The sequence below is a fragment of the Tenacibaculum finnmarkense genome, assembly GCF_900239185.1.
Classification (GTDB): domain Bacteria; phylum Bacteroidota; class Bacteroidia; order Flavobacteriales; family Flavobacteriaceae; genus Polaribacter; species Polaribacter finnmarkensis.
The window spans coordinates 33,710-47,335 of the sequence record NZ_OENA01000023.1; the positions used below are offsets into that span (position 1 = coordinate 33,710).

The 13,626-nt window shown below is 30.1% G+C and carries 13 protein-coding genes; 10 read left to right on the top strand and 3 right to left on the bottom strand.

Features of this window, described 5'->3' with window-relative positions; translation table 11 throughout:
- Positions 1 to 42 precede the first annotated feature (42 nt).
- Genes rsfS through AQ1689_RS02430 form a run of 6 tightly spaced genes read left to right on the top strand, consistent with a single transcriptional unit; the run spans position 43 to position 4,727 of the window.
- A complete protein-coding gene (rsfS, locus tag AQ1689_RS02405) occupies positions 43 to 411 on the top strand; it encodes a ribosome silencing factor (RefSeq protein WP_058885527.1) in 369 nt (122 codons plus the stop codon).
- 27 nt (positions 412 to 438) lie between these two features.
- Complete coding sequence (ftsH, locus tag AQ1689_RS02410) at positions 439 to 2,367, top strand: ATP-dependent zinc metalloprotease FtsH (protein WP_101914700.1); 1,929 nt, start codon at positions 439 to 441, stop codon at positions 2,365 to 2,367.
- Positions 2,368 to 2,378: 11 nt separating this feature from the next.
- A complete protein-coding gene (locus AQ1689_RS02415; RefSeq protein ID WP_058885529.1) occupies positions 2,379 to 2,969 on the top strand; it encodes a hypothetical protein in 591 nt (196 codons plus the stop codon).
- A 3-nt stretch (positions 2,970 to 2,972) separates the two neighbouring features.
- On the top strand, positions 2,973 to 3,791 hold the full coding sequence (locus AQ1689_RS02420; RefSeq protein WP_101914701.1) for a phosphatidate cytidylyltransferase: 819 nt from the start codon (positions 2,973 to 2,975) through the stop codon (positions 3,789 to 3,791).
- A gap of 19 nt (positions 3,792 to 3,810) precedes the next feature.
- Complete coding sequence (locus tag AQ1689_RS02425) at positions 3,811 to 4,080, top strand: acyl-CoA-binding protein (protein WP_101955073.1); 270 nt, start codon at positions 3,811 to 3,813, stop codon at positions 4,078 to 4,080.
- A gap of 5 nt (positions 4,081 to 4,085) precedes the next feature.
- On the top strand, positions 4,086 to 4,727 hold the full coding sequence (locus tag AQ1689_RS02430) for a YceI family protein (RefSeq protein ID WP_058885532.1): 642 nt from the start codon (positions 4,086 to 4,088) through the stop codon (positions 4,725 to 4,727).
- A 76-nt stretch (positions 4,728 to 4,803) separates the two neighbouring features.
- Here AQ1689_RS02430 and AQ1689_RS02435 read toward each other — a convergent pair whose 3' ends face one another.
- From AQ1689_RS02435 to AQ1689_RS02445, 3 genes are all read right to left on the bottom strand, one after another.
- A complete protein-coding gene (locus AQ1689_RS02435; RefSeq protein ID WP_101914703.1) occupies positions 4,804 to 5,010 on the bottom strand; it encodes a helix-turn-helix transcriptional regulator in 207 nt (68 codons plus the stop codon).
- 13 nt (positions 5,011 to 5,023) lie between these two features.
- Positions 5,024 to 5,464, bottom strand: coding sequence for a hypothetical protein (locus AQ1689_RS02440; protein ID WP_058885534.1), 441 nt, complete (start codon positions 5,462 to 5,464; stop codon positions 5,024 to 5,026).
- Positions 5,465 to 5,693: 229 nt separating this feature from the next.
- Complete coding sequence (locus AQ1689_RS02445; RefSeq protein ID WP_101914704.1) at positions 5,694 to 6,497, bottom strand: DUF1338 domain-containing protein; 804 nt, start codon at positions 6,495 to 6,497, stop codon at positions 5,694 to 5,696.
- 155 nt (positions 6,498 to 6,652) lie between these two features.
- Here AQ1689_RS02445 and AQ1689_RS02450 point away from each other — a divergent pair, with 155 nt between their 5' ends.
- From AQ1689_RS02450 to AQ1689_RS02465, 4 genes are all read left to right on the top strand, one after another.
- Positions 6,653 to 7,111 carry an Lrp/AsnC family transcriptional regulator gene (locus tag AQ1689_RS02450; protein ID WP_058885536.1) on the top strand — a complete coding sequence of 153 codons (459 nt, stop codon included), beginning with the start codon at positions 6,653 to 6,655 and terminating at the stop codon, positions 7,109 to 7,111.
- Between the two features lie 22 nt (positions 7,112 to 7,133).
- Positions 7,134 to 10,058, top strand: a complete 2,925-nt coding sequence (locus AQ1689_RS02455; RefSeq protein WP_101955189.1) for an FAD-binding and (Fe-S)-binding domain-containing protein — start codon at positions 7,134 to 7,136, stop codon at positions 10,056 to 10,058.
- Positions 10,059 to 10,335: 277 nt separating this feature from the next.
- Positions 10,336 to 12,363, top strand: coding sequence for a T9SS type A sorting domain-containing protein (locus AQ1689_RS02460; RefSeq protein WP_101955074.1), 2,028 nt, complete (start codon positions 10,336 to 10,338; stop codon positions 12,361 to 12,363).
- Positions 12,364 to 12,489: 126 nt separating this feature from the next.
- Positions 12,490 to 13,617 (top strand): hypothetical protein, encoded by a 1,128-nt coding sequence (locus tag AQ1689_RS02465; protein ID WP_101955075.1) that lies wholly within the window; start codon positions 12,490 to 12,492, stop codon positions 13,615 to 13,617.
- Positions 13,618 to 13,626 lie beyond the last annotated feature (9 nt).

Below are 13,626 nucleotides of genomic sequence, written 5' to 3' on the forward strand. Positions count from 1 at the left end.
TCGCAAAAATATAATAACTTTGCTAAAAATATAATTTTTTTGATGACTAAAAAACAAGCAAGCACAGACGATTTAATTGCTGTGATTATAAAAGGGATTGAAGAGGTAAAAGGAGAAGACATCCAATTACTAGATTTACGAGAAATAGAAAACACTGTTTGCGATTATTTTATAATCTGCTCAGGAAACTCAAACACACAAGTAAGTGCCATTTCTAACTCGGTACAAAAAATGGTAAGCAAAGAACTTAAAGATAAGGCTTGGCATATTGAAGGACAAGGAAATTCGGAATGGGTTTTAATGGACTACGTACACGTTGTTGTGCATGTTTTTCAAAAAGAAATCCGTAGTTATTACGATATTGAAAGTCTTTGGGGTGATGCTAAAATCACGGAAATTAACACACTATAGTTCCTACTAATTTAGACACATTGTTTTATGAGTGATAAGAAAAAAAGTGCTCCAAAATTTACGTTTAATTCGTTTTGGATATACATTCCAATATTGGTAATCCTATTAGGGTTAAGTTTTTTTAATTCCAGTAATTTAGGATCTCGTAATATTTCAAAAAACGAGTTCAATAAAATTTTACTAGAAAATGATATTGAAAAAATTGTTGTTGAAAACAATAATGTAGCCCAAATTTTTTTAAAGAGTGATGCTGAAAAAAAAGAGGCACATAAAAAAATAACGGACTCTCCTTTATACAGAAAAGGAGCACCTTTATACACTTATAATTTTGGTGATTTACAAAATTTCGAAAACGAAATCAAAAAAGAGAAAGCGCAAAACAATCTTGATTTTGATCGAAAAAATGTAGAACCAACAAGCTTAGTCACAAGCATTATTGAATTTTTACCTTTTATTATATTAATAGGTATTTGGATTTTCTTTATGAAAAGAATGTCTGGTGGTGCTGGCGGCGGCGGCGGTGGTGGTCAAATTTTTAACATTGGTAAATCAAAAGCAAAACTTTTTGATCAAGACACTAAAGTTAAAACAACTTTTAAAGATGTAGCTGGTTTAGAAGGTGCAAAAGAAGAAATTCAAGAAATTGTAGATTTCTTAAAAACACCTGAAAAATACACTAAATTAGGTGGTAAAATACCTAAAGGAGCCTTATTGGTAGGACCTCCTGGAACAGGAAAAACATTATTAGCAAAAGCCGTAGCTGGTGAAGCTGGTGTTCCTTTCTTTTCATTATCAGGATCTGATTTTGTTGAAATGTTTGTAGGTGTAGGTGCTTCTCGTGTTAGAGATTTATTTAAAAAAGCACAAGAAAAATCGCCTTCAATTATATTTATTGATGAAATTGATGCCATTGGTCGTGCAAGAGGTAAAAACAATATGACAGGCGGAAATGATGAACGTGAAAACACGTTAAATCAACTTTTAACAGAAATGGATGGTTTTGGAACCGATACAAATGTTATTGTATTAGCTGCTACAAACCGTGCCGATGTGTTAGATAGTGCTTTAATGCGTGCGGGTCGTTTTGACCGTCAAATTTATGTTGATTTACCAGATTTACACGAACGTAGAGAAATTTTTGATGTACACATAAAACCATTAAAATTAGCTGAAAATACTGATTTAGAACTTTTAGCACAACAAACACCTGGTTTTTCTGGTGCTGATATAGCTAATCTTTGTAATGAAGCTGCCTTAATTGCAGCAAGAAACAACAAAGAAGCAATTGAACAACAAGATTTTTTAGATGCTGTTGATAGAATTGTTGGCGGTTTAGAAAAGAAAAATAAGGTAATTACCCCAAAAGAAAAGGAAGTAATTGCTTTTCATGAAGCTGGTCATGCAACAGTAAGTTGGATGTTAGAACACGCCGCACCGTTAGTAAAAGTTACTATCGTTCCTCGTGGTCAATCATTAGGGGCTGCTTGGTATCTTCCAGAGGATAGGAAAATTATTCAAACAGAACAAATGCTCGATGAAATGTGTGCTACCATGGGTGGTAGAGCTGCCGAAAGGTTAATTTTTAATAAAATTTCAACAGGAGCTTTAAGTGATTTAGAAAAAGTAACCAAACAAGCACGTGCAATGGTTACGGTATATGGTTTAAATGAAAAAGTAGGTAATGTTACTTATTATGACTCATCAGGAAATGACGGTTTCGTAAAACCTTATAGTGACGATACTGCTAAAGTTATTGATGAAGAAATTTCTAAAATAATTGAAGGTCAATATCAAAGAGCTATTGATTTATTAACCAAACACGAAGATAAACTTAGTCAACTTGCCGCATTATTACTTGAAAAAGAAGTGATGTTTAAAGTTGATTTAGAAAAAATATTTGGTGAAAGACCTTTTGAAAAAAAAGAAATAAAAACAACCCCAGTAATTGAAGAATAGTTTTTATTTCAATGAACTTTTTAAAAAGATTATATAAATCCTATAAAAAATCATCTAACGATAAATTAATTAACGAACAGGAAGTTAATTTATCATTAGATGATTCCTTTGTGCATAATTTTATCAGCAAAGGTGGTAAATTTTTATACTGTACTTCTATTGATGAAGTATCGGTTAATTTAATTCAAATTTTACAAGAAAATAACTGGAAACAGCTTACCTGTTCTGATTTTGATCTACTAAAAATTACTAAAAAAACAGGTACTTATACCCAAGAAAAACCTTCTAAAGAAATTCCTTTTTTTACTTCCTGTGAACACTTAATTGCCAATAATGGTGATATTTTATTTTCCTCAAATCAATTAGGAAGTGAAAAATTACCTTCTCACTCTGAAAACTTTATTGTCTATGCTACAACAAGTCAGTTAGTAAAAAATATGAGCGAAGGTTTAACAGGTATAAAAACACATTTTAGTGGAAACATTCCTACCAATATTTGTTCAACAACAAATTATAAAATAGAAGTTGAAGATGGTAGTTTTTTAAGTTATGGTAATAGTAACTCAAAAAACTTATATTTACTTCTCTTTGAAGACTTATAAACTATGCGCAACCTAATAACTAGAAGTATTTCAGGACTTGTTTATGCTATTATTTTCATAGCAGCAATCCTTTTTTCAACGGAATCTCATGTAGGATTAACTTATATTGGATTAATTGCTATTTTTTCAGCTATCTGTGTTTTTGAATTTTCAAGAATATTACAGCTAAAAAATATAGTACCCTATGTGCTTTTGCTGGCTATTATTTATGTTGCTACTATTAAAATACCGCTTTATATTGGTGGTTTTTTAATCGGATTTTCATTAGTTGGCTTAGTAGGATTACTTTATTATTTACTTACTACAAAACCAATAAAAACGACTACTACCCTACAAAAAATATTTTTACATAGTATCTATTTAATACTACCATTTTATTTTTTAATAAAGCTACCATTTATTCAAGGTAATTATCATCCAAATATTATAATTTATATCATTTTATTAATTTGGACAAACGATAGTTTTGCCTTTTTAGTTGGTAAAAATTTTGGAAAACACAAACTCTTTGAAGCAGTATCTCCTAAAAAAACAATTGAAGGTTTTATTGGTGGTGTATTATTTGCTGTTTTAGGGGCTGTTTTAATTGGAAAATTCGGAGAATATCCTAGCTCTTTTTCAATATTAAATTGGATATTTATAGCCATTATTGTTGCTGTATTTGGTTCTTTAGGCGATTTAGTCGAATCTAAATTTAAAAGGCAAGCAAACATTAAAGACAGCGGTACAATTATGCCTGGTCATGGAGGTTTATTAGACAGGCTTGATAGCTTGTTTTTCCTTGCGCCGTTCGTTTACTTATACATACATTATATACTGTAATTATACCCGATTATTTTTTATGCTAAATACTTTAGACATACAATTTAAAGAAGCTTACGAAAAAGCTTCTAGCATTAAAGAAAAGCTACCTCCCGATACTATGCTTAGGCTTTACAGTTACTACAAACAAGCTGTAAAAGGAGATCTGTTTCCCCTTAATGAAAATGACAATGACAATGACAATTTAAGAAATGGCTTTAAATTTAATGCCTGGATACAATTAAGAGGCATGAATGAAAATCAAGCAAAACAAGAATACATCAACTTAATCAATTCAATTATAAAATAATTATCATGAAAAAAATCATTTATTCTTTATTCGTATTTATTGCTGTTAGTAGCTTAATTTCTTGTAATTCGACTGCTAAAAAGGAAACAACGACTAAAAAGGAAGTAATAAAAAAAGAAGTAATTGCCGAAAAATTTGCTTTTGTATTACAAGATGCAAATAATGCTATTAATTGGACAGCTTACAAAACAACAAAAAAAGCACCTGTAAATGGTATTTTCAAAAAAGTTACAATAACTGCTAATGGAAAAGGAAATACTGTTAAAGAAGCAATTAATAATGCCGAATTTTCAATACCTGTAAGTAGCGTTTTTACAAAAGAATCAAGTAGAGATTTTAAAATTAAGAAATTTTTCTTTGGTATTATGGACAACACTAAATTACTTTCTGGTAAATTAGTTTTAGAAAACGATACCACTGGTTATGCTGATATTACCATGAATGGTGTTACTAAAAAACTTGCGTTTACCTATACAATTAACGGAAAAGTTTTTAGCCTAACAGGAAATTTAAAAATTACAAATTGGAATGCAGCAAAAGCATTAGCCTCTTTAAATGAAGCTTGTAAAGACTTACATAAAGGAGATGACGGTGTTTCTAAAACCTGGGATGATGTAGCAATAAACATCACTTCTACTTTTAAATAATACTGAAATTTTTAGTTTATTTTACAAAAGCCTTAGATAAAATCTAAGGCTTTTTTTGCTGAAAAATAATTTTATCTTAAACCCAATCAGATTCTTCTAAGGCAAAGATTACACCTACTTCAACCTCAAAAACATGAGCTAATTTTAATGCTAAAACTGTTGACGGAACGTACTTCCCTAACTCTAAAGCATTTATTGTTTGCCTACTAACCTTAGCTAATTTAGCCAACTCCGCTTGAGTAATATTTTTTTTAGCTCTTTCAACTTTTATAGTATTCTTCATAATTAGCTGACTTTTAAAGTTTATAAATTTTCCAATTAAATCTTATTATAAAAAATAATAAAACCGTAAACATATTAAAAATCATAACCCATAAAAAGGAAAGATCATAAATAAATAAAAAAGAAAATAAAAGAATACCATAGTTAACATATACTGCCCAAACTAACGACTCTAATCTTATTTTCGAAATATATTCATCTTCTATATTCTCTCTAGAAAAAGCAACAAGTAAAGAACTGATAATAATTAGAACTCCTAAAATTTCATTTAAAATATTATTTTTAACCATTCCAAATTTATTATTTTCATCTATAAAAATAGCAGGAACTTTAAAAGTTAAACAATTTGGTTCATACTCGTAAATTAAGGTAACCAAGCCAATAATCAGAGAACTAACAAGTAAAATCCATCCTGTTTTTTTAAATTTATAAGGAAATAAATAATCTAATTTCATAATAATTATCATTTAAAGTTTATCAAATGTAAAATAAACATTACAATTAGACAAACAAACTTTACATCTAATTAAATAATCAGATTATCTGTCATACTGAATTCAATTATTAAAAAAACTTTAATCATCAAACAAAAAAAAACCGTATATCAAGCTATTACAGCTCGATGCACGACTTTTTTTAACATATAAAAAAGCGATTAAAATAACACTTCTAAATAAAGGGGGATTACAATTTCATATCGGTACTTTCAAAAATTTTATCGGCTGAACCTGCAATAAAACCAGAATATAATTCACCGTTTTCCATGGCATGACGGAAAGCAAACTCATAATAACAAGACGTAATTTCTTTGGTAACTTCTTTAAAAGCTACAGGAATTCTATCAGCTAAAACACTCGATTGCTCTAAAAATACCGCTGGAGTTCCTTTAATTTCGCCACCAGAAGTATTCATTTTAAAACCTTTCTCTTTTAAAAATTCGTTTACTTCTTGTAACGATTTAAAAGTATCTAATTTATTTACATCCACGGTAAAGTGATTTGAACAAAATCCGTTTACATATAACCATGCCGCATATTCTGTTTCTGCTTGTAATTTTTCATAAACTTCAAAAGAAGGCTGTTCCCATAAACGACCTTTAAAAACTAACTCGGCAGGGTTTAAATCTTCTTCAGATAATCCATCGATTAAACGTTTTACAGTTGCTTGTAATTCCGCAGAAAACTCTTTTGTTTTTAACTGACTAATAAATACACGTGGTGCATTTTTATCGGTGGTATGCTCGTAATGTTTTGCATATAATTTTTTTGCTTCAAAAGTATAATCGCCACACTCCTTATAACCAGCGGCTAAAAATGGTGCTGCTAATACTTCAATATTAACACGCTCATCATCAAAAGTTCTAAAAGCAACGTGATCATTATAAATCTCATTACCTTTTGCTTTAAATAAATCATTGATTTTTTGTGCAGAAGGAGTACGTTCTGAGTATTCTTTCCATAATTTGTCAAATATTTGTGCTGTTGTCATGTTTTGATAATTTTTACTACAAATTAAATCATATTCCTTTTAATAAAAGCTTAAAATGATTAATTTTACACCTTAACAAGTTATTTTATGGTAAAATAATAAAATTATCAGCTTTAAAAAACCAAAATAACATTCTCTCAATCAAAAAACAGAAAATGAATAATCAATTTGATTATATCGATAAACAAATACTACTAAAATTACGTTCCGATGCTCGAAAAGCTTATTCGCAAATAGCTGAAGAACTAAATGTTTCGAATTCTTTAATTCATCAGCGGATAAAAAAACTCACTACCGAAGGGGTTATAAAAAATGCTGAATTTATTTTAGAAGAAAATAAATTAGGCTATAAAACCAAATCATACACTGGTATTCGCTTGCGAGAAGCTCGTTTTGCAAAAGAGGTTATGAAAGCTTTAGAAAAAATTCCTGAAATTACCGAATGTAATTTTGTGTCGGGTAATTATGCTATTTTTATCTTAATTTATGCCAAAGACAATGAACATTTGCAAAAAATACTATACGATAACGTACATTTAATAAACGGCGTTGCAGGAACCGACACTTTTATTTGCTTTGATACCTGCTTTAAAAGAAATATTCCTATTGAGTAATTAAAAGAAAAAAATGACAGCGATGACAGATAAAAAACTATTATTAAATTTAGATAAAAGCTTAAAAGGAACCTTATTTTTTGATGATTTACATAAAACCTTATATGCTACGGATGCCTCTGTATATCGAAAAATTCCATTAGCGGTTGCTTATCCGAAGGATTCAGAAGATATTAAAATACTAATTAATTTTGCTACCAAAAATAACGTTACATTAATTCCTAGAACTGCAGGAACTTCATTAGCAGGGCAATGTGTTGGTGATGGAATTGTGGTAGATGTTTCGAAACATTTTACCAATATATTGGCTTTTAATGAAAAAAATAAAACAATTACCGTACAACCTGGAATTATTCGTGATGATTTAAATCGATTTTTAAAACCCTACGGATTATTTTTTGGCCCGAATACTTCTACGTCTAATCGCTGTATGATTGGTGGAATGGTTGGGAATAATTCGTCAGGAAGCACCTCAATTCGCTACGGAGTTACTCGCGATAAAGTAATTGCTATACAAGGAATTTTAGCCGATAGTAGCGATGTTTTTTTCTCAGAAATTACCTCGCAAGAGTTTCATCAGAAAAAAATAAATCAAACTTTAGAAGGAAGTATTTATAAAACAATTTACAACGAACTTTCTCAAGAAGCCATTCAGCAAGAAATTATAAATGAATTTCCAAAGCCAGAAATCCACAGAAGAAATACAGGATATGCGGTGGATGAATTTTTAAAATCCGATTTATTTGGCGGAAAACAAACCACTATAAATCCTGCTAAATTTTTATCAGGAAGCGAAGGAACGTTGGTTTTTTCTACAGAAATCACCATACAATTAGACAGCCTAGCTCCTACTTTTAGTATTATGGTCTGCCCACATTTTACAAGTATCAACCAAAGTTTAAAAGCTACGGTTACCGCAATGAAACACAAATTGTATGCCTGTGAATTGATGGACAAAGTTATTTTAGATTGTACCAAAAACAACCGAGAACAAGCTAAAAACAGGTTCTTTTTACAAGGCGACCCTGAGGCAGTTTTAATGTTAGAGGTTTCTTCGGATACTTTAGAAGATGCAGAAATTCAAGCTGATAAATTAATTGAAGATTTAAAAGCGAATAATTTTGGACATCATTATCCGAAAGTTTATGGCGATGATATTGCAAAAGTACACCACTTACGAAAAGCAGGTTTAGGTTTATTAGGAAATATTGTTGGCGATATGAAAGCCGTTGCTTGTATTGAAGATACCGCCGTTGCTTTAGAAGATTTGCCAGAATATATTGAAGAATTCACTCAAATTATGGATAAATATCAGCAAGATGCCGTTTATTATGCGCATGCTGGTGCTGGAGAATTACATTTACGCCCTATTTTAAACTTAAAGAAAAAAGAAGATGTTGTTTTATTTAGAAAAATAACCACCGAAACGGCTGAACTAGTAAAAAAATATAAAGGTTCGTTTAGTGGAGAACACGGTGACGGAATTGTTCGTGCCGAATTTATTCCGTTAATGATTGGTAATGCAAATTATGACTTATTAAGAAGGATAAAAAAAGCCTTTGATCCGCAGAATGTTTTTAATCAAGGAAAAATTACCGATGCTTTTGCAATGGATAAAAATTTACGCTATGAAATTGACAGAAAAGAACCTGTTATAAAAACATTGCAAGATTTTTCGCAAAGTGAAGGAATTTTAAAATTAGCGGAAAAATGTAATGGTTCAGGAGATTGTAGAAAATCGCCAGAAGCAGGCGGAACTTTATGTCCGAGTTATAGAGCCACTAGAAACGAGAAAGAAACTACGCGTGCAAGAGCAAATATGTTGCGAGAAGTTTTAACAAATAATACGGCTGAAAATAAATTCGATTCTAAAGAATTAAAGCAAGTTTTAGATTTATGTTTAAGTTGTAAAGCTTGTGCTACAGAATGCCCAAGTAATGTAGATATCGCTTCGATGAAAGCCGAATTTTTATATCAATATCAAGAAACAAACGGTTATTCTTTTAGGAGTACTTTATTTGCCAACAATGCAAAATATAATAAATTAGGAAGTAAAATTCCTACTATTACAAACTTCTTTACAAATACAATTATCGCTAAAAAAATAATGGGTGTTGCTACTCAGCGAACTGTTCCGAAGTTAGCAAAACAAACCGTAAATGCTTGGCTTAAAAATAGAAATACAGCCTCAATAAATAAAAATAAATCAGGCGAAAAACCTCAAAAAACAATCTATTTATTTAACGATGAATTCACTAATTTTTATGATGCTGAAATTGGTAAAGACACTGTTGTTTTATTAGAAAAATTAGGCTACGAAGTTAAAAACATTCTACATGAAGAAAGCGGAAGAAGTCATATTTCTAAAGGGTTTTTAAACCAAGCAAAAACGCTCGCTAATAAAAATGTAGCTATTTTTAAAGATTTAATATCCGAAGAAACGCCATTAATAGGAATAGAACCTTCGGCAATTTTAACGTTTAGAGATGAATATATTCGTTTAGCTGATGATAAAATATCTGCTAAAAAAATCGCTAAAAATGTGTTTACTTTTGAAGAGTTTTTAGCTGCTGAACATCAAAAAGAAAATATAGATACAGCGTTATTTACAAAAGAAACTAAAACGCTTAAAATTCATGGACATTGTCATCAAAAAGCATTGTCATCAACCCATGCTAGTTTTTCAATTTTAAATATTCCTGAAAACTATAAAGTTACTATTTTAAATACAGGTTGTTGTGGAATGGCGGGTTCTTTTGGGTATGAAAAAGAACATTATAAAGTAAGTATGCAGGTTGGCGAAGACACCTTATTTCCTAAAATTAGAAACTGTGCTACAGATACCGAAATTGTAGCGGCGGGTACAAGTTGTCGTCATCAAATTTTTGACGGTACAAAACGTATTGCCAAACATCCTGTTAGTATTTTAAAAGAAGCTTTGATTTAAAAACAGCAACAAAACGCTAAGAAAAACAAGTCAATATCAATTATTTTTAATATTTAAGCGGCTGTTTAAATTTCATCTGAAAAAAATATAGTGGCAAAAAATGGCGGCAATGGGTTTTAACTCCTTGTCATGCTATTTTGATGTTACAACAATTTTTGGAATAAAATTTAAACAGGCTTTAAATATTTCTTCATATTATTGAATAATAAAGCCTCAATTGTTTCGGGGTTTTATTATTTTTAAAAAAATATTTTCCACTTAAATAATCGCTATAAAAATGAAATCATTCTTCTTTCATGCCCTAAACCTATTGCTTTGTTTCTTTATTTTCAATAATACCACAATCGTAGCTAATACAATAGATACTACGATTATTGAAAATTGTTTCAAATCAAATGCTAGTAATGCCTATGCAAATTTTGAATTATTTATCAATACAGGTACTGCAAAAAAGTCAACAAGAGTATTTTACATAGCAGGCAAAACTACTGATTTTGATAATGGATATGATTCTAAAATATTTAGCGGTGTTGCTGTTAAACTTGCATTATACACAAAATTTGTTTCAAGTAAAAAAGATAGAAAATTATCCATTCAAACAGTACCGAATGAGTACGAAAAAATGGTAATACCTGTAGGTTTAATAATTGGCGCAAATAAAGAAATTACTTTTTCTGTAGTTTCTAAAAACTTCCCTGAAAACCTTAATATTTATTTAGAAGATCGTTTAAATAACACCTTTATCAACTTATCTAAACAAACATATACCTACAAAACTACTGCTACTACAAGTGGCGTTGGTCAATTTTTTATACACACTTCTACTAACTTACCTTCGCCTCCAAATACAGCATTATGGACCGGTATTACAAATACCGATTGGCATACTTTTTCTAATTGGTTTTCAAATACCGTACCTACAACAACTGCTGATGTTATCATTCCTTCGGATGCAACTAATTATCCAACAGCGAATTCGGCGGTAACATTTAACTCATTGCTTATAAATTATGGCGCATCTTTTATCCCTAAAAAAACTGCAATAGGTATTGTAACTTATAAAAGAGCGATTGCTACTACAAATTGGCATTTAATTGCCGCACCTGTAACTGGAGAAAATACTAAAAACCTTATTGAAAAGCAGGTTTTTGCAACAGGTTCAGGTAATAATATTGGTATCGGAACTTTTATTAATAACGGAAATATTCCTTGGAATTATGCTACAGCAACGACTGCTAATCAAATAATATCAGGAGCAGGGATTGCAGTAAAACTAAAAAAACCAGGAGAACTTTCAATTACAGGAACAGCAAATACCAATACTATTAATTATCCTATAACAACTGGATCAAGAAATAATTTTAACTTTATCGGAAACCCATTTACGGCGTATCTAAATTCGGAAAAATTCGCGCTTCAAAATACAAACGTATTGAATGCGCAAACAATTTGGCTATGGAATGGAACGCAATATGTAACCTACAACGCTAATAATCCTATCGAAATTTCTCCAGGACAAGGTTTTTTCGTAGAAGCTAATTCAAATGCAACTATTAATTTTGATATATCAAACCAGAGTCATCAAACATCCGATACTTTTAAAAGACCAACTTCTAAAACATCTTTTGAATTATTTGTAGCAAATGAAACGGTTAAAAAATCAACAAAAGTTTTTTATATCGCCAATAAAAATACAGGTTTTGATAATGGTTATGATTCTAAAATATTTGGAGGAATAAAATCGGCAGGTTTTGATGTATTTACAGAGTTAGTTGCTGAAAATAAAGGTGATAAATTAGCCATACAAACCTTACCTAACACAAATATGGAAGCAATGATTATACCGCTTGGAATTATTGCTAAAGCGGGTGAAAAAGTAATTTTTTCTGTCAATACTCAAAATTTTTCTTCGGATGTAAAAATATATTTAGAAGATAGAATAGCCAATACATTTACCAATATTTCGCAAAAAAATTACAAAGTTACATTAGAAAAAGAAGCAAAAGGTACAGGACAATTTTATATTCATACAAACTCTAAAAACTTAGCAGAAGCTCCTACTAAAGAAATTTCACAAAATGTAACTATTTATAAATCGATAAATAATAGTATAACCATTTCAGGTTTACAAACTCAAAATGCTTCCTTAGATATGTACTCTATTTTAGGGCAGAAAATTATCAGTACTTCATTTAAATCAACTGGAATTCATGTTATTGAATTGCCTAAAATAGCAAAAGGAGTTTATATTATTAAGCTTAATTCTGATTTAGGAAAGCTTCATAAAAAAATTATTTTAGACTAAACGACCCTACTAACAACACAAAAATAAAGGCGCTAAATAAAACTGTTAATTGCTGTTTCATATTTTTTTCATATTATTGAATAATAAAACCTCGATTGTTTCGAGGTTTTAGTATTTTTATAACCTATGATTTTAAAAAAACAAGTAGAAGGTAAAACCATTTTATGGCTTCAAAAGAAAAATCAATATATCGTTGTTGAACCTGTTGTTGCGCAAATAATAACGCTTTTAAATAATAGTGTTTCAAACAAAGAAATTGCTCGTATTTTAGCAGATGAAATAAGTGTTCCTGAACAAGAACTAATTGATTTTATTCAAGAAATAGCCAACAATATACTTTCTGAAAAGAAAGACGATAACAACCTTAAAAATAATATTATTTTAGATGTTCCTCAAAAATTTGAGTATCATTATTACTACAAAATGAATACTATTATTATTAAAGTAAGCTATTTGTCAGATTATGAAAAATATTTAGTGCATCCAAAATTTGCACATTTAGAAATAGAAAAACCTTCAGAAACACTTAATGAAACGCATCATTATCGTGTTTATAGCAATGAAAAACACATTTCTTTTTCTATAGATAATAACATTATTGATACTTGGGTGTTAAACGAAGTTCATTATTTTCAAGGGAAATTTTCTATGAAAATTGTAGAACACATCCACCGAAAAGAAGAAGCGGAATGGCTAGGAGTTTTCCATGCATCAGCAATAAGTAACGGTAAAGAATCTATGCTTTTTTTAGGCGATTCTGGCAACGGAAAAAGCACCTCTTTAGCCTTATTACAAGCCAAAGATTTTACCTGTTTAGCCGACGATTTTGTACCGATTGATGCCGAAAAAAAACATATTTATAGTTTTCCTTCGGCAATTTCTATCAAAAAAAATAGCTTACCTACCTTACTTCCTATGTATCCTGAATTGGAAACTTCGGCGGAATATAATTTTGAACGATTGCGTAAAATTGTGCGCTATTTAGTGCCAAATAACACCGATTATCAGCAACATTTACCTTGTAAAGCCTTGATTTTTATCAAATATGAAAAAGATAGTGATTTACAGGTTGATAAAATTTCTAAATTAAAAGCTTTTGAACAATTAGTACCTGATTCTTGGTTGTCGCCGATTGCTGAAAATGCCGATAAATTTATGGATTGGTTTGAAAAACTGCCCTGTTATCAACTTACCTATTCTGATAATAAAAAAATGATTGACACGGTTCATACAATTTTTAATGATAAATTATAAGACGCTATA

What these genes read in the sequence shown, in the direction of transcription:
- AQ1689_RS02430 (WP_058885532.1), top strand. Translation starts at nt 4,086, where the DNA reads ATGAAAAAAATCATTTATTCTTTATTCGTATTTATTGCTGTTAGTAGC.
- rsfS (WP_058885527.1), top strand. Translation starts at nt 43, where the DNA reads ATGACTAAAAAACAAGCAAGCACAGACGATTTAATTGCTGTGATTATA.
- AQ1689_RS02445 (WP_101914704.1), bottom strand. Translation starts at nt 6,497, where the DNA reads ATGACAACAGCACAAATATTTGACAAATTATGGAAAGAATACTCAGAA.
- AQ1689_RS02455 (WP_101955189.1), top strand. Translation starts at nt 7,134, where the DNA reads ATGACAGATAAAAAACTATTATTAAATTTAGATAAAAGCTTAAAAGGA.
- AQ1689_RS02460 (WP_101955074.1), top strand. Translation starts at nt 10,336, where the DNA reads ATGAAATCATTCTTCTTTCATGCCCTAAACCTATTGCTTTGTTTCTTT.
- AQ1689_RS02465 (WP_101955075.1), top strand. Translation starts at nt 12,490, where the DNA reads ATGATTTTAAAAAAACAAGTAGAAGGTAAAACCATTTTATGGCTTCAA.
- AQ1689_RS02420 (WP_101914701.1), top strand. Translation starts at nt 2,973, where the DNA reads ATGCGCAACCTAATAACTAGAAGTATTTCAGGACTTGTTTATGCTATT.
- AQ1689_RS02450 (WP_058885536.1), top strand. Translation starts at nt 6,653, where the DNA reads ATGAATAATCAATTTGATTATATCGATAAACAAATACTACTAAAATTA.
- ftsH (WP_101914700.1), top strand. Translation starts at nt 439, where the DNA reads ATGAGTGATAAGAAAAAAAGTGCTCCAAAATTTACGTTTAATTCGTTT.
- AQ1689_RS02435 (WP_101914703.1), bottom strand. Translation starts at nt 5,010, where the DNA reads ATGAAGAATACTATAAAAGTTGAAAGAGCTAAAAAAAATATTACTCAA.
- AQ1689_RS02425 (WP_101955073.1), top strand. Translation starts at nt 3,811, where the DNA reads ATGCTAAATACTTTAGACATACAATTTAAAGAAGCTTACGAAAAAGCT.
- AQ1689_RS02415 (WP_058885529.1), top strand. Translation starts at nt 2,379, where the DNA reads ATGAACTTTTTAAAAAGATTATATAAATCCTATAAAAAATCATCTAAC.
- AQ1689_RS02440 (WP_058885534.1), bottom strand. Translation starts at nt 5,464, where the DNA reads ATGAAATTAGATTATTTATTTCCTTATAAATTTAAAAAAACAGGATGG.